This is a genomic window from Sphaerisporangium sp. TRM90804, from assembly GCF_029846175.1.
GTDB lineage: Bacteria > Actinomycetota > Actinomycetes > Streptosporangiales > Streptosporangiaceae > Sphaerisporangium.
The window spans coordinates 111,156-126,537 of sequence record NZ_JARWAC010000026.1; the positions used below are offsets into that span (position 1 = coordinate 111,156).

The following is a 15,382-nucleotide window of genomic DNA, read 5'->3' on the forward strand; positions in this document are numbered from 1 at the left end:
CGACGTTCATGGGACCACGGGGCTCGCGGGCGTCTCACCAGGCGCCCGCGAGCCCGCCTCCGCCGCGGACGGCTCAGCCGGACGTGCGCCGGGAGGCCGCCATCGACAGCGACGGGGCGAGATCCTCCAGGGAACGGCGCTCGGCGTCCACCGCGAACCTCAGCGCGACCGCGCCGGCGAACGCCATCAGCCCCGCGGCGAACAGGTAGCCGTAGAACAGCCCGGCCGGGTCGGGACTGCTCCGGTCGCCGATCAGCGCGCCGAACACCACCGGCCCGAGCGCGCCGAACCCCTGGGCGACCGAGAAGAACAGCGCGATGGCCAGCGCCCTGATCTCCAGCGGGAACAGCTCGCTGACCGTCAGGTAGCCGGAGCTGGCCGCCGCCGAGGCGAAGAAGAAGACGAGCATCCACAGCATCGTCTGGGTGGTGGCGGTGAGCGCCCCGCCGCGGAACAGCCAGGCGGTGACGGCCAGGAGCGCCCCGGCGGCGAAGTACGTCCCGGAGATCATCACGCGGCGGCCGAGGGTGTCGAACAGCGGCCCGAGCAGGAACGGGCCGGCCAGGTTGCCGACGGCGAAGACCAGCAGGTACTTCGACGCGTCCTGCGGGGACACGCCGTAGAAGACGTTCAGCACCAGCACGTAGGTGAAGAAGATGGAGTTGTAGAGGAACGACTGGCTGATCATGAGCGTGACGCCGAGGAAGGTCCGCGACGGGTACTCCCGCAGGACGACCCGCGCCAGCTCCCGGTAGGTCGGCGCGCCGTGCGGGCGCAGCTCGATGGCTTTGCACTCCTCCACGCGCGGCAGCGCGCGGCCGCTCCGGGCGACCGACGCCTCGATCTCGGCCGTCGCCCGTTCGGCCGGCTCCTGACGGCCGTGCGTGACCAGCCAGCGGGGGCTCTCGGGCAGATGGCGGCGCAGGCGCCAGATGAGCAGGCCGATCAACGGCCCGATCAGCAGGCCCACGCGCCAGCCCAGGTCGACCGGAAGCAGGTCGGGGTCGAGCAGGACGTACGTGCTCGCCGTGCCGATGATGGCGCCCAGCCAGTAGGTGCCGCTGACCGCCAGGTCGACCCGGCCCCGGTAGCGGGAGGGGATCAGCTCGTCGATCGCCGAGTGGACGGCCGCGTACTCCCCGCCGATTCCGGCCCCGGCGAAGAACCGGAACACCAGCAGGAACGCCAGGTTCGGCGAGAACGCCGTGATGCCGTTGGCCACCAGGTACAGCGCCAGCGTCAGGATGAACAAACGACGCCGCCCGAACCGGTCGGAGAGCCGCCCGAACACCAGCGCCCCCGCCACCTCGCCGGCGAGGTAGACGCTGGCCGTCAGCCCCACCTCGACGGTCGTCAGCCCGAGCGTCTCGCGCTCCCGCAGCACCGACCCGACCGCGCTGGCGATCGTGATCTCCATGCCGTCCAGCACCCACGCCACACCCAGCGCGACCACCAGCTTCGTGTGGAACCCCGACCACGGCAGCCGATCCAGCCGCGCCGGGATCAGACTCCGGACGACGCCCCCCATGGTCACCCAGCGTAGCGATCATGACGGTCGAGCCGTCCGGATCACGCCGGGGGCGCGCGGTGCGGCGCGGCCGTGCCGCACCGGCCTCCGGTGACGCGCCTGCCGATCGCGACGGGGAGAGCGGCGGTCGGTCACCGGGATCCGGTGATACCGCGGTGAAACCCGGGAGGGCGACAGTGAGCGCGCGGGAGGCCGGATTCCCTCCCACTCCTCCCCCGCCGCCGATGCGGCCGCGTCGAAAGGAATCGAATGCCCTCCCCGAAAAGGCACCGGTCATCCCGATCTCTCCTGTACCGCGCGTGTTCCGTCATGGCCATGCTGGGCACGATCGCCGTGACGGCGTGGATCTCACCGGTCACGGCCCACGCCGACGACCCGCAGGCCGCCGCAGGCCCCCGCCCGCTGTTCCAGCTCCCCTTCCCGTGCGGCGAATCATGGCTGCTGCAGACGTACCCCGGGCACGACGACTACGACATCGACATGACCGCCACCTCCGGCGGCAGCCGCGGGCGGGCGATCGTGGCGGCCTACGGCGGCACCGTCGTCTCCCGTGGCTACGAGGAGGACGGCGGCGGCAACTACCTGCGCATCGACCACGGCGACGGCTGGCAGACGCGCTACCTGCACATGATCGAGCCGGCGTCGGTCTCGCTCGGCGAGAGCGTGTCCATCGGGCAGCAGATCGGCAGGGTCGGCACCACGGGTGACTCCTCCGGCGACCACCTGCACTTCGAGCAGCTGCGGGACGGCTCGAAGGTGGAGTCGTGGTTCGACGGGAAGCCCTCCGGCATCACCACCGACGGATCCCCGGAGGGGGAGCCCCAGTCCGGCCCGGTGACCCTGGTCAGCAAGAACTGCGACGGCCGGCAGGGATCGGCGAGCCCGCTCCTGGCCTACGACGCCGGCACCACGACCGTGATGTACCGCTGGGGTTCCACCGGGACGGCCTTCCGCAACCTCTCCACCGCGACCCACGAGTCCTTCGACCTGGACAACGTCGGTGGCCGCGTCGCCGCCGGCGACGTCAACGGCGACGGCAGGGACGACACCGTCATGGCCCACCAGAACGCCGACGGCACCTTCTCCTTCAAGGTCCTGCTGCACGGCACCATCGCGCCGGTCAACTGGTACACCTCCGGCCCGTTCGACCTCACCCCGGTCGGCAACCGGCTCATCGTGGGCGACTTCGACGGCAACGGCAGGGCCGAGCCGATCCTGGCCTACGACAGCGGCACCGCGACCATCCTGTACCGCTGGTTCTCCACCGGAGCCTCCTTCAGCAGCCTCAGCACCGCCACCTACACCAACGACCTCGACAACGTCGCCGAGCGCGTGGCCGCCGGGGACGTCGACGGCGACGGCAAGGACGACACCGTCATGGCCCACCGGAACCCCGACGGCACCTTCTCGTTCAAGGTCTTCAGCAGAGGCACCAACGCGCCCGCGAACTGGTACACCTCCGGCCCGTTCAACCTCGCCCCGGTCGGCAACCGGCTCGTAGTCGGCGACTGGAACGGCAACGGCACGGCCGAGCCGATCCTGGCCTACGACAGCGGCACCGCGACCATCCTGTACCGCTGGTTCTCCACCGGAGCCTCCTTCAGCAGCCTCAGCACCGCCACCTACACCAACGACCTCGACAACGTCGCCGAGCGCGTAGCGGCCGGGGACGTCGACGGCGACGGCAAGGACGACACCGTCATGGCCCACCAGAACGCCGACGACACGTTCACCTACAAGGTCTTCGCCGGCGGCACCGGCGCACCCGCGAACTGGTACACCTCCGGCCCGTTCAACCTGGCCCCCGTCGGGAGCCGGTTGCTGCTGGGCAGATGGCTGTGACCCGAGGCGGATGACGCCCGCCCGCCCCGAGCGGTCTTCAGGAACCGCTCGGGGACGGGGCGGCGTCGCGCATGGACAGGCTGGGCGCCAGGTCCTCCAGGGAGCGGCGCTCGGCGTTCACCGCGAAGAACCAGGCGATGACGCCGGCGCCGACCATCATGGCGGCGGCGAGCAGGTAGCCGTAGAACAGGCCGGTGGGGTCGGGGTTCGCCTCGTCGCCGATGAGCGCGCCGAACAGCAGCGGGCCGAGCGCGCCGAAGCCCTGGGCGACGGAGAAGAACACCGCGATGGCCAGGGCGCGGATCTCCAGCGGGAACAGCTCGCTGACCGTCAGGTAGCCGGAGCTGGCCGCCGCCGAGGCGATGAAGAAGATCACCGACCACAGCAGGGCGAGGGTGGTGGCGGTGAGGACCCCCTCGTTGAACAGCCATCCGGTGACGGCCAGCAGGAGGCCGGAGCTCACGTAGGTGCTGGAGATCATCACCCGGCGCCCGACCGTGTCGAACAGCGGGCCGAGGATGAAGGGGCCCGCGAGGTTGCCGACCGCGAAGGCCAGCAGGAACTTGGAGGCGTCGCTGGCCGACACCCCGTAGAAGGTGTTCAGGATGATGACGTAGGTGAAGAAGATCGCGTTGTAGAGGAACGACTGGCTGATCATCATCGAGGCGCCGAGGATCGTGCGCTTGGGGTACTCCTTGAGCAGCACCCGCACGATCTCGCGGTACGACGGGGCGCCGTGCGGGCGCATCTCCATGGCCTTGCTCTCGTCGACCTGCGGCAGCCGGACGCCGCTCGCCTCGACGGCCGCCTCGACCTGCTCGACGGCCCGCTCGGCCTCCTCGTGCCGGCCGTGCATGAGCAGCCAGCGCGGGCTCTCGGGCAGGTGACGGCGCAGCACCCAGACCAGCGCGCCCAGCACGGGGCCGATCAGCAGGCCCAGGCGCCAGCCGAGGTCGACCGGCAGGATGTCGGGGTTGAGCAGGATATAGGTGCTCGCCGTGCCGATGATGGCGCCCAGCCAGTAGGTGCCGCTGACCGCCAGGTCGACCCGGCCCCGGTAGCGGGAGGGGATCAGCTCGTCGATCGCCGAGTGGATGGCCGCGTACTCGCCGCCGATTCCGGCCCCGGCGAAGAACCGGAACACCAGCAGGAACGCCAGGTTCGGGGAGAACGCCGTGATGCCGTTGGCCACCAGGTACAGCGCCAGCGTCAGGATGAACAAACGACGCCGCCCGAACCGGTCGGAGAGCCGTCCGAACACCAGGGCGCCGGCGACCTGGCCGATCAGGTAGACGGTGGCGGTGAGGCCGACCTGGACGGCGGAGAGGCTGAGCGTCTCCCGCTCCTGCAGCACCGAGCCGACCGCGCTGGCGATCGTGATCTCCATGCCGTCCAGCACCCACGCCACACCCAGCGCGAGCACCAGCTTGGTGTGGAACCCCGACCACGGCAGCCGGTCCAACCGCGCCGGCACCAGCGTCCGCACAGTGTTCTCCATCGCGACCCGCCTTGCGCTCGCCTCCAGCCCGCCCGGACCGGCCCAGCCGTACCGAGCGGGCACCCGGCCAACGCCCCTTCCCGACCGGCACCCCTCCTAACTGGCAGATCATGACAAGTGCGATCGAGCCGGGCGCCCCCGTGTCGGCAGCGGGCCGGCGTGCGGCCGGGCGGCGCGCTCGCCCCGCACGGCGGATGGTCGCGGCGATGCCGGGCGCGTCCACGCGGACCGCGCGCACGGCCGGTGACGAACGCGTCAGCGCGGGCCGTGTGCGCGACCGGCGCCGGGCGCGTCAGAGGGGCCGTGGGCCCGGCCGAGCAGGGTGTCCTCGTCGGCGGGGTTCTCGTGGGTGCCCTCGGAGGTGCACGCGTGGGCGCCGGAGACGGCGCCGAGCCGCGCGCACTCCTCGGGCGGCAGGCCGCGCAGCCGGCCGTAGAGGAACGCCGAGACGAACGCGTCGCCCGCGCCGTCGCTGTCCCTCACCGGGCCGGGCAGCGGGGCGGCCCGGACGTGCCGGACCTCGTCCGCGCCCTCGGCGAGCAGGTAGGACCCGGCGGCGCCGGCCGTGCAGACGACCAGCGAGGCGCGCCCGCGCGCGATGACGTCGCGCATCACGCGGGAGGGGTCGCCGAGCCCGGCCGACGACAGGAACACCAGGTCGGCGGAGTAGGCGAAGTCCCTGTGGTAGTCGTTCTCGCCGTCCCAGTCGTGCAGGTCGGTGGAGGTCGGCACGCCGAGCGCGCGCAGCTCAGGGAGCAGGTGGCGGGAGAAGTCGGTGATCGAGACGTGGACGTGCCGCGCGCCGCGGATCGCCGGGCGGTACAGCTCCTCGGGCAGCCGCTGCCCGGCGGCGGCGCGCGGGTCGAACAGCGAGGTGCGCCTGCCGTCCGGGCCGACGAGCAGCACGCTGCGCCGCGTGCCCTCCGGCACCACCGCCCACCCGAACTCGACCCCCCGCGCGGCCAGGTGGTCGCGGACGAGCGCCCCCTGCGGGTCGTCGCCGATCAGGTCGACGAGCTTCACCCGCAGCCCGAGCGCGTGACACCCGAGCGCCACCCCACTGCCGGTGTTCCCGATGCGGTCGACCACCGGCGGCACCACATGGGTGTCCGCGTACGGCAGCGGCAGTGCCGGCACGTACACGGTGGTGTCGACCCCAGAGCCCCCGACCACCACGACGTCGTACACCACACGGTCATCCCGGTTCACGGCGTCCTTGCTATCACACGCGCGCCGATGGAGCTCAGGCGCGCGGCGTACGGGCGGCGAGCCACTGCTCGCGGGTGACGGCGTACTCGACCTCCCCGAGGTCGCTGCCGGGAAGCGGTTCGTCCCACTCCAGGTGGAAGGTGCGGACGTAGCGCAGCCCGACGGACGTCATCGTCGCCCGCGAGGCGGTGTTGACGGCCATGGTCTCGGCGAAGACGCGGTCGAGGCCGAGGTCCTCGAACCCGTGGCGGACCAGCTCTCTGGCGCCCTCACTGGCGAGCCCGCGCCGCCAGTGCCGCCGCAGCAGCCGGTACCCCAGCTCCGCCTGCCCCTCCACCGGGCCCTGGTCGGCCCGCTCCGGCGACTCCAGGATCCACCACCCGACGAACTCCCCGCCGACGAGCCCCGCCCAGAACCCGAGCCCCGGCACCCGCCCCGCCGCCGCGAGCCGCCGCCGGTGAGAGCCCTCCACCTCCTCCCGGGTGCGGGCCCGCCCGTCGCCGAGGTAGCGCATGACCTCCGGGTCGGCGTCGAGCTCGACCTCCCCCTCCAGGTGGTCGTCCGACAGCGGGACGAGCGTGATCCGGCCGGTCGTCAACGTCTTCTGAGCCATGGCCGCATTCTGCCTGGCGCTCCCCGACCGGCTCATCCCTATTTCCGCCCGGGCCGCCCATCCCGCCCACTCCGCCTGTTCCGCCTGTTCCGCCCGCCGCCGGGGTCGTCCGCGCACGACCCGCACGGCCGCGATCGGGCCCACCGGCGCGTGACGCCGATGGCCGAGGGTTCCGGACCGCCCGCGAGGTCCCGTCACGGCGTCAGCCCTTGCCCGTCTTCGGCCGTATTCAAGATGCTGGGTTCATGGACTTCACGAGCACCCCACGCAACCGCGACCTCCTGGTGGCGTCCAGGCAGGTCGCGGGCGCACTCGGCTTCACGGCGGCCGACGTGACCGAGCTCGCCGTCAGCATGGGCGGCGAGGGCCGCGGCGGCTGGTCCACCGCCGAGCTGCTGCTGGTCGCCCTCGCCGAGCTCACCCGGCGCGACCCCGGCCGTCGTGACCTGGTCGGCGCCGCCGAGGCCGGCGACATCCTGGGCGTCACCGGCGGCGACCTCCACCGGCTGGCCGAGCGTCCCGGCTTCCCCGAGCCCCGCTACGTCCTGGCCGCGGGCAAGCTGTGGGCCCGGTCGGACATCGTCGCCTTCAACGCACGCAAGGACCGCCGCCCGGGGTCCGCCTGAACCGCCGCGCAGAAGCGCTCCGGCGCGCGGGCGATGTACGTTTCATGCGGCCGGTCGTGGGCCTCGTCCCAGGGGTCTCGTATCGTCCCTGGTCAGCGGGGAAGAGAGGGGTCAGGACGGCCTGGTGTCGCCTCCCCGGACGCAAGGCGCGGGTGCGGGCCTGGTTGTGACGGCGGGCGAGCGGATACCGTCCGGTCGGAACGTCAGGGCAAGGAACCCGCCTGGTCGGTGTCGTACTCCGCTCGCATCCGGGCGGGATGCGACCGGGCCGGGCGTGTCGCGTGCCCGGACGCGCTCCGGTCCCGGGGAACCCCTGTCCTCCGGACCTCGACGAAGCCCCTTCACTGGAGCCGACATGCCAGGAAAACGCTGGGCAGCCCCCGTGCTGCTCGCCTTGTCCCTGCCACTGCTCGCCCCCGCGCTCACTCCACCGGCCGTCGCGGCGTCATCCTCATCGGCCCCGGCCGCGTCTTCGTCCGTCGCCGGCAGCGGCGCACGGGCGTCGCGGGCCGCCGCCCTGCCGCCGCTGGAAGAGATCAACACGGTCACCACCCAGGTCGCCTCCGGGTTGCGGCGCCCCGTCGCCATCGCCGCGCCCGACGACGGGACGAACAGGCTGTTCATCGTCGAGAAGCGCGGCACCGTGCGCGTCTACCACCCGACCACCGGGCTCGGGCAGACGATCATCGACGTCACGGCGTCGGTGGACGAGTCCGACAACGAGCGCGGCCTGCTCGGCATCGCCCTGGCGCCCGACTTCGCCAGGAGCCAGGTGCTCTACCTGGCCTACACCGCGCTGCCGGACGGCGCGGTGACCCTGGGCCGCTACCGGATGAGCACCGGGACCCTGGAGCCGCTGCTCTCCCAGGAGCACTCCCAGTTCGGCAACCACAACGGCACCCAGATCGCCTTCGGCAACGACGGCTACCTGTACATGAGCATCGGCGACGGCGGCGGCGCCGGAGACCCCTTCAAGTCAGGGCAGCGACTGGACACCCTGCTGGGCAAGATCCTGCGCGTCGACGTGAACCGCAAGTGCGGCACCCTGGCCTACTGCGTCCCCCAGAACAACCCGTTCGTCGGCGTCGCGAACGCCCGGCCGGAGATCTGGATGTACGGCGGACGCAACCCCTGGCGCTTCTCCATCGACCGCGCGGACGGCTCGATGTGGATCGGCGACGTCGGCCAGGGCAGGTGGGAGGAGATCAACCACGTCAAGACCGGGCGGCAGGCGGGCGCGAACCTCGGCTGGTCGTGCTACGAGGGGTTCGAGGTCTTCGACCAGGCCCAGTGCCGGTCCGGCGTCACGTACACCAAGCCGGTCTTCACGTACTCGCCGTACACCGGCGGCTGCGCGGTCACCGGCGGAGAGGTGTACCGCGGCGCGCAGTACGCCAACCTGGTCGGCGGCACCTACATCGCCACCGACTACTGCTCCTCCGACGTGTGGGCGCTGCGTGAGGACGGCCGGGGCGGCTACCTCAAGGCCCAGATCGGCGAGATGCCCACGCAGGTCACCGCGTTCGCGCACACCCCCGCCGGCGAGCTCTACGTCGTCAACGACCTTCCGGGCGGGCTGCACCGGGTGGCGTTCGAGCGGTCCGCGCCGACCTGCCGGGTCAAGGTCGTCACGCAGGGCTGGGGCCGCGGCATGACCGTGGACCTCACCATCACCAACACCGGCACCGCGCCGGTCGACGGCTGGACGCTTACCTTCACCCTGGCCCTGGGCCAGACCGTCACCTCGGACTGGAACACCGACCTCACCCAGGGCAGCAACGTCGTCACCGCCTCCAACGCCACGCACAACGGCGCCATCGCCCCCGGCGCCAGCGTCACCATGGGCTACCTGGTCAGCCACACGGGCGACGCGGCACTTCCGAGCATGTTCGCCCTCAACGGAGACACCTGCTCCATAGGCGCCTGACCGGCGAAGCGCCGTTCCGACCAGAGAACCCTCCGGCCCGGCCCCGAACGTGCCGGCCGGAGGGCCGCGGCCGGCCGGAGGACTGGAGAGCGCCGCCTCATCACCACTCGTCCCGGATACCCGGTGCCCCACGGCGCTCCGCTGTGGGATCATGCGCTCGTCGTCCTGTCGACACCGGGCCGGTCTCCGACCCGCAGCGACCGAGTGAATCGCGGGGACCGGGATGCGAAGCTCGATGAGGCGCCGCCGTGTCATCGCCTGGACGGCCGGGGGCGTCGCCGTGCTGCTCGTGCTGGCGGCCGGGGTGGTGTGGAGTGCCGCGCGCTTCGACGGGCGGCGCGTGGCGATGGCGGGGCTGCCGTTCGATCTGGTGATCCAGCCGGGAGTCACCGGGCCGGAGGTCCGCGCCGTCGAGGACGGCCTGCGGCTGGCCGACCGCCACCTGCGATCCGCCCTTGGCCAGGGGGTGCGCGAGCGGGTGGAGGTACGGCTCGCGCGTGGCCAGGGGTGCCGGTGGCGGACCTCCGCCGACGGCCCGAGCACCGCCTGGGCCGAGCCCCGGCTGATGTGCGTGAACACCCTGTCACCCGGATGGCGCGAGGCGATGACCGCGGGCACCGGACAGGCGCAGGACGTGATCGCCCACGAGCACGTCCACAACCTCCAGGGCCAGGTGGGTTGTTTCCGCGCCGCCGACGACCACGAATGGCTATGGCTGTTCGAGGGGATGGCCGTCCATCTCGCCTACCGGGCGATGGTCGACGGCGGGCGGTGGCGCGAGGAGGACGAGATCGGCAGGATCCGCTCCTGGGGCGCCGACGACCCCTCGCTCGGCCCGCTGTCCGGTTTCGAACGCACGGGCGCCGGCCTCGGCGATCCGGCGTACGCGCTGTTCCACCTGGCTGTCCGCTCCCTGGCCCGCGGCCCGAACGGCACCCCCGCGCTCCTGGACTTCTGCCGCGCGACCGCCCAGGGCCGCCCCTGGCGCACCGCGTTCGCCGACGCGTTCGGAATCACGCTGGACACCTTCTACACCAAGTTCGAGCAGCTACGCCGCGGCACGATCTGACGGCCCAGAACCTGTTTCTCAGATCTCCTGACAGTGGGCGTCAGTTTCGTGACGCTCCGTGCATGGGTCGTGGTGATCTGACGAATGCGGAGTGGGAGCGGCTGAAGCCGCTGTATCGCGCGCGCCACGATGCAATCTGCCATCGAAGTTCGTCCGCCGCCTTGAGACGATCGGTCTGTGAGCAGGCAGAGCGGGCCGGCTCGCTCCAGAGCCTGTTCGCGGCTGTCGTGCAAGGCCTTGTCGCCGCTTCCGGTCAGCCGCGTCTCGGGAGTCTTTCGCCAGTGGATACCCAGGACGAGGGCAAGCACGTTCCCGCCGACGATCGTCAGCGTCGCTCCGCTGAAGTGCAGGGGAAGCGTGCCGTTCTGCTGTGCCTGCAGGGAACCGTGGAAGGTTCCGACAAGGATGTAGCCGATCATGGTCACGATTGATCGTGGGTGCGCGGGTGATGCTGATGTCGGTTTCTCCGGGATGATGTGGTCGGGCTCGTCGACGATCCGTCAGCGGCCGAGGGTGCTGCTGGTGGCGGGGTGCAGGCCCTGGTCGAGAAAGTTGATCATCCAGGTGAAGCTGTCGTCGACGGATGCGTCGATCTGGAACCCGCCTGCCGCTTCCAGGGTCGAGAACCCGTGCAGGGCGCTGCGGAGCATCCGCAGGGCGTGAATCTCCTGGCCGGAGTCCAGGTGGTAGCCGCGCAGCATGGCCGCCCAGGAGGCGACCACCCGCTCGACGGCGGGGATGAGCGGGTCGTCGGGTCCGGTCGGGCGGGCAGCATTGGCGGCCGCGTACCGGCCGGGGTGTTCCTGCACGTAGGTCCGCATCGCTTGGGCGCCGGCGGCGAGGGCATCGCTGCCGGCCCGACCCTGGATGGCGTCGCGAATGGCGTCAGCGAACTCGGCCATGGACACGATGGCGATGCGGTGGGCCAGATCGGCCTGGCTGGTGACGTGTTTGTAGAGCGCGGGGGTCTTGACTCCGAGCCGTTCGGCGAGCATGCCCATGCTGAGGTTCTCGAAGCCGATCTCGTCGATCAGGGCGGCGCCGGCCTCGGTGACCGACAGCGGGGTGAGCCGGGCCCTAGGCATTCGTCAGGGTCCTGTCGAGGAAAGGCCGGGCCAGCGCGAGGACTTGATCCGGCGCCTGGACGTGTGCGTAGTGACCGGCACCCTCAATGACGGCGAGCTCGCCGAGGCCCCTGGGCAGATCGGCGATGATCTTCTCGCCCTCGGCGCGGGGGTCGGCCCAGTCGGGGTCGAGGCTGCCCTCGATGACCAGGACCGGGCAGGTGACGTTGGCCAGCTGCGCGCCGGCGTCGGTCGGGCTGGTCTTGCACATGGCCTGCAGAACCTTCATCCGGCCGGGCTCCGTCAGCTTCGCCTCGATACGCGTCAGTTCGGCGTCCCAGTCGGCGGGCTTGACCGGATAGGCCGCATCGAGGTACTTCTTCCAGCTCGCCAGACTTCCCAGGACCATGACCCGCGCCATCTGGCTGTAACCGGTCCGGAAGCGCTTCACCCTCATCAGCCCGCCAAGATCGAGGGGTTGTACGCGGGTGAACGGCGCCAGCTCGATGATGCCGTTGATCAGATCGGGCGCGGTGGCTGCCGCGATGGTGGCCGCGCCGCCGCTGATCGACTGGCCGATGATCACGGCGGGGCCGCCGAGGTGGCGCACGACGGCGATGAGGTCGCCGGCGATGTCGGTGCGGCTGTAGCCGTCCCAGCCCAGGCTGGAGTCGCCGCAGCCGCGGATGTCGACGTTGGCGACCCGGTACCCGGCGTCGGCCAGGGCCGGAGCCAGGAAACGGTAGGAGTGCCGACTGTCGCCGATACCGTGCGCCAGGACGACGAGAGGGCCCCGCCCGGACACCTCATAGGCGAGGTTGTTACCGGCGATGCTCAAGTACTCGGTCATGACGACCTCCACAAGATTGGTTAACGGCACTATCTGTAGGTTAACGCCATTAACTACGTGCGTCAAGCGATCTTCTCGACGGCTCCTCACCGCGGCCTGGCGCTCGACCCGTCATCGACCACGCCGGATCCGGTGCCACGGATTGGGCCGGCCGTCCTCGTCGGCGGCCGGACAGCATCAGCGCCGACAAGGCCTACAGCTATCGCGAAACCCGGCGCTACCTGCGCAGGCGTAAGATCTCGCACACCATTGCCGAGCCTCGTGATCAGCGGGCCAACCGCCGTAGACGCGGCTCTGCCGGGGGCCCGCCTTCGCACGCTTCATCGACGGACATCGACGGACATCGACCACATCGGGCTGAAGCCCCTAAAGAAGCACAGCCAGAGCCGGAGCGTCCCTGGGGCGCGCAGGCGAGGACCATGTCCGAAGGCGCGCCACGATCTCGTACCGGCCGGGTAGGTAAGGGTCAGCGATTGACGAGGGGGCCGGAGCCGGTGCTGCCTCTTACCACCAGTTCGGGTTGGAAGATCAGCTCGGCGTTCTTGGGGGCGGCGCCGTCGATCTCCTCCAGGAGGGTCTGGACGGCCGCGACGGCCATGGGGCCGATGGGCTTGCGGACGGTGGTGAGCGGGGGGTCGGTGAAGGCGATGAGCGGGGAGTCGTCGAAGCCGACGACCGAGACGTCGCCGGGGACGGCCAGGCCCCGCTCGCGGGCGGCGCGGATCACGCCCAGGGCCATGAGGTCGCTGGCGCACACCACGCCGGTGCAGCCGCGCTCGATGAGCGCGGCCCCGGCGGCCTGGCCGCCCTCGACGCTGAACAGCGAGTGCTGGATGAGCGGCTCGCAGTCGGAGACGCCGAGCAGGTGGGCCATCGCCTGGGTGAAGCCCTCGATCTTGCGGATGACCGGGACGAAACGCCGCTGCCCGAGGGCCAGGCCGATGCGCTGGTGGCCGAGGTCGACCAGGTGCTGCACCGCCAGGCGGGCCGCCATGCGGTCGTCGGGCGAGATGAACGGCGCCTCGATGTGCTCGCTGTACCCGTCGACCAGCACGATCGGCAGGCCCCGGTCGGTGAGCCGGGTGTAGCGGTCCATGCGGGCGGTGGTGTCGGCGTGCAGGCCGGAGACGAAGATGATGCCGCTGACGTCGCGTTCGAGCAGCAGCTCGGTGAACTCGTCCTCCGGGGCGCCGCCCGGGCTCTGCGTGCACAGCACGGGCGTGTAGCCGTGCTGGGTCAGCGACTTCTCGATGGCCTGGGCGAACGCCGGGAAGATGGGGTTGTCCAGCTCGGGCGTCACCAGGCCGATCAGGCCGTTGCTGCGCTGCCGCAGCCGCTGCGGGCGCTCGTACCCCATGAGGTCGAGGGCGGTGAGCACGAGCTGGCGCGTGCTCGCCGACACGCCCGTCTTGCCGTTCAGCACCCGGCTGACCGTCGCCTCGCTCACGCCCGCCTGTGCGGCGATGTCGGAGAGTCGGGCGTTTCCGTTCACGCTGGGTACTTTACGCACGCCCGGCCGCCCACCACGCCGCGGAGTCGGCGGCGAGCACGACGCTCCGTCCCCTTTGGGCGACGGGGGCGCTGGCGAGCAGGAGGTCTCCCGGGCGGGGCAGCTCGACCGGCTCGCCGGTCATGTTGACCGTGCAGACGAAGTCCTCGCCCCGGCCGAACACCAGCGTGCCCGGCGGGGAGCCGTGCCACCGCATCGTCCCGTCGCCGAGCGCGGCGTGCCCGCGCCGCAGGCGCAGCGCCGCCCGGTACAGCGAGAGCGTCGAGCCGGGGTCGCCGGCCTGCGCCTCGACGGTGAGCGGCGCCCAGGAGCGCGGCATCGGCAGCCAGGTGTCCGCGACGCCCGGCGGGCCGAACCCGAACGGCGGCTCGGCGTGCGCCCACGGGATCGGCACCCGGCACCCGTCGCGGCCGTCGCCGGGGGCGCGCAGCCGCTGCGGGTCCCGGCACACCTCGTCGGGCAGGTCGAGCACCTCCGGCAGGCCCAGCTCCTCCCCCTGGTAGACGTAGGCCGAGCCCGGCAGTGCGAGCATGAGCAGGGCCGCCGCCCTGGCCCGGCGCACGCCGGCCTCGCCGCCGCCGTACCGGGTCACGTGCCGCTTGACGTCGTGGTTGGACAGCACCCACGTCGACGGCGCGCCGACCGGGCTGACGGTCGCGATCGACTCGTCGATCACGACGCGCATCACGGCCGCGTCCCACGGCGCCTTCAGGAAGTGGAAGTTGAACGCCTGGTGCAACTCGTCGGGCCGCACGTAGCGGGCCAGGCGCTCCTGCGTCGGCGCCCACGCCTCGGCGACGCCGATGCGCTCGCCCTCGTAGGAGTCCAGCAGGCGCCGCCAGCCGCGGTGGATCTCGTGCACGCCCTCCTGGTCGAAGTACGGCAGCACCGCGGTGCCGAGCAGCTCGACCTGCCCGGCCGTGCCGATGTCGGGCAGCCCTGGGGCCTTGACCATCCCGTGGGCCACGTCGACGCGGAAGCCGTCGACGCCCAGGTCCAGCCAGAACCGCAGGATGGCCGTGAACTCCTCGTGCACCTCCGGGGAGTCCCAGTTGAGGTCGGGCTGGCGGTGGTCGAACAGGTGCAGGTACCACTCGCCGTCGGGCAGGCGGGTCCAGGCCGGCCCGCCGAAGACCGACTCCCAGTCGTTGGGCGGCAGCTCTCCCGACGCGCCGCGTCCGGGGCGGAAGATGTACCGCCCGCGCTCGGGCGCGCCGGGGCCGGCCTGGACTGCGGCGGCGAACCAGGCGTGCCGGTCGGAGGTGTGGTTGGGCACCACGTCGATGATGACCCTCATGCCGTACGCGTGCGCGTCGTCGATCAGCGCGCGCGCGTCGGCCAGGGTGCCGAAGACCGGGTCGACGTCCCGGTAGTCGGCGACGTCGTACCCGAAGTCGGCCATCGGGGAGGTGTAGAACGGCGTGAGCCACACCGCGTCCACGCCCAGGTCGGCCAGGTAGCCGAGCCGGCCCCGCGCCCCCACCAGGTCGCCCACGCCGTCACCGTCGCCGTCGGCGAAGCTGCGCACGTACACCTGGTAGATCACCGCGTCGCGCCACCAGCGGGTGGCCGCCTTCGGCTGGTGTGCTTCGTGTACCACCTCTGTCATAAGGTCTCCCCCGATTGTCGGAAATATCGGAACAGAT

General features: G+C 71.6%; 13 protein-coding genes and 1 pseudogene. 5 read left to right on the forward strand and 9 right to left on the reverse strand.

Annotation, left to right across the window (positions count from 1 at the left end; all coding sequences use genetic code 11):
• Positions 1-73: 73 nt before the first annotated feature.
• A complete protein-coding gene (locus PYR91_RS29260; protein ID WP_279784943.1) occupies positions 74-1,528 on the reverse strand; it encodes an MFS transporter in 1,455 nt (484 codons plus the stop codon).
• 315 nt (positions 1,529-1,843) lie between these two features.
• On the opposite strand from PYR91_RS29260, the gene PYR91_RS29265 reads away from it, so the two are divergent.
• Positions 1,844-3,370, forward strand: a complete 1,527-nt coding sequence (locus tag PYR91_RS29265; protein WP_279784945.1) for a peptidoglycan DD-metalloendopeptidase family protein — start codon at positions 1,844-1,846, stop codon at positions 3,368-3,370.
• Positions 3,371-3,407: 37 nt separating this feature from the next.
• On the opposite strand, the gene PYR91_RS29270 is transcribed toward PYR91_RS29265, so the two are convergent.
• The 3 genes from PYR91_RS29270 to PYR91_RS29280 all read right to left on the reverse strand — a co-directional run bounded on the left by PYR91_RS29270 (position 3,408) and on the right by PYR91_RS29280 (position 6,690).
• Positions 3,408-4,868 carry an MFS transporter gene (locus PYR91_RS29270; protein WP_279784947.1) on the reverse strand — a complete coding sequence of 487 codons (1,461 nt, stop codon included), beginning with the start codon at positions 4,866-4,868 and terminating at the stop codon, positions 3,408-3,410.
• Between the two features lie 255 nt (positions 4,869-5,123).
• Positions 5,124-6,077 (reverse strand): carbohydrate kinase family protein, encoded by a 954-nt coding sequence (locus tag PYR91_RS29275; RefSeq protein WP_279784949.1) that lies wholly within the window; start codon positions 6,075-6,077, stop codon positions 5,124-5,126.
• Between the two features lie 34 nt (positions 6,078-6,111).
• Positions 6,112-6,690 (reverse strand): GNAT family N-acetyltransferase, encoded by a 579-nt coding sequence (locus PYR91_RS29280; protein ID WP_279784950.1) that lies wholly within the window; start codon positions 6,688-6,690, stop codon positions 6,112-6,114.
• 245 nt (positions 6,691-6,935) lie between these two features.
• On the opposite strand from PYR91_RS29280, the gene PYR91_RS29285 reads away from it, so the two are divergent.
• The 3 genes from PYR91_RS29285 to PYR91_RS29295 all read left to right on the forward strand — a co-directional run bounded on the left by PYR91_RS29285 (position 6,936) and on the right by PYR91_RS29295 (position 10,312).
• Positions 6,936-7,316, forward strand: coding sequence for a hypothetical protein (locus tag PYR91_RS29285; protein WP_279784952.1), 381 nt, complete (start codon positions 6,936-6,938; stop codon positions 7,314-7,316).
• A 355-nt stretch (positions 7,317-7,671) separates the two neighbouring features.
• Positions 7,672-9,243, forward strand: coding sequence for a PQQ-dependent sugar dehydrogenase (locus tag PYR91_RS29290; protein ID WP_279784954.1), 1,572 nt, complete (start codon positions 7,672-7,674; stop codon positions 9,241-9,243).
• A 235-nt stretch (positions 9,244-9,478) separates the two neighbouring features.
• Entirely contained in the window at positions 9,479-10,312 is an 834-nt protein-coding gene (locus PYR91_RS29295; RefSeq protein ID WP_279784956.1) for a hypothetical protein, read from the forward strand.
• On the opposite strand, the gene PYR91_RS29300 is transcribed toward PYR91_RS29295, so the two are convergent.
• The 3 genes from PYR91_RS29300 to PYR91_RS29310 form a co-directional block, all read right to left on the reverse strand.
• Positions 10,273-10,731 (reverse strand): hypothetical protein, encoded by a 459-nt coding sequence (locus PYR91_RS29300; RefSeq protein ID WP_279784958.1) that lies wholly within the window; start codon positions 10,729-10,731, stop codon positions 10,273-10,275. The two genes, PYR91_RS29295 and PYR91_RS29300, sit on opposite strands and share 40 nt — an antisense overlap.
• 81 nt (positions 10,732-10,812) lie before the next feature.
• A complete protein-coding gene (locus tag PYR91_RS29305) occupies positions 10,813-11,397 on the reverse strand; it encodes a TetR/AcrR family transcriptional regulator (RefSeq protein WP_279784960.1) in 585 nt (194 codons plus the stop codon).
• On the reverse strand, positions 11,390-12,238 hold the full coding sequence (locus PYR91_RS29310) for an alpha/beta hydrolase (protein WP_279784962.1): 849 nt from the start codon (positions 12,236-12,238) through the stop codon (positions 11,390-11,392). The genes PYR91_RS29305 and PYR91_RS29310 overlap by 8 nt, the downstream gene beginning before the upstream one ends.
• A 137-nt stretch (positions 12,239-12,375) precedes the next feature.
• Here PYR91_RS29310 and PYR91_RS29315 point away from each other — a divergent pair.
• Positions 12,376-12,465 (forward strand): annotated as a pseudogene (locus PYR91_RS29315) (IS5/IS1182 family transposase); the annotation flags it as partial.
• 227 nt (positions 12,466-12,692) lie between these two features.
• On the opposite strand, the gene PYR91_RS29320 reads toward PYR91_RS29315, so the two are convergent.
• Both PYR91_RS29320 and PYR91_RS29325 read right to left on the reverse strand, forming a co-directional pair.
• Complete coding sequence (locus PYR91_RS29320; RefSeq protein ID WP_279784964.1) at positions 12,693-13,718, reverse strand: LacI family DNA-binding transcriptional regulator; 1,026 nt, start codon at positions 13,716-13,718, stop codon at positions 12,693-12,695.
• 10 nt (positions 13,719-13,728) lie between these two features.
• Complete coding sequence (locus tag PYR91_RS29325) at positions 13,729-15,345, reverse strand: alpha-amylase family glycosyl hydrolase (RefSeq protein WP_279784966.1); 1,617 nt, start codon at positions 15,343-15,345, stop codon at positions 13,729-13,731.
• Positions 15,346-15,382: the final 37 nt, after the last annotated feature.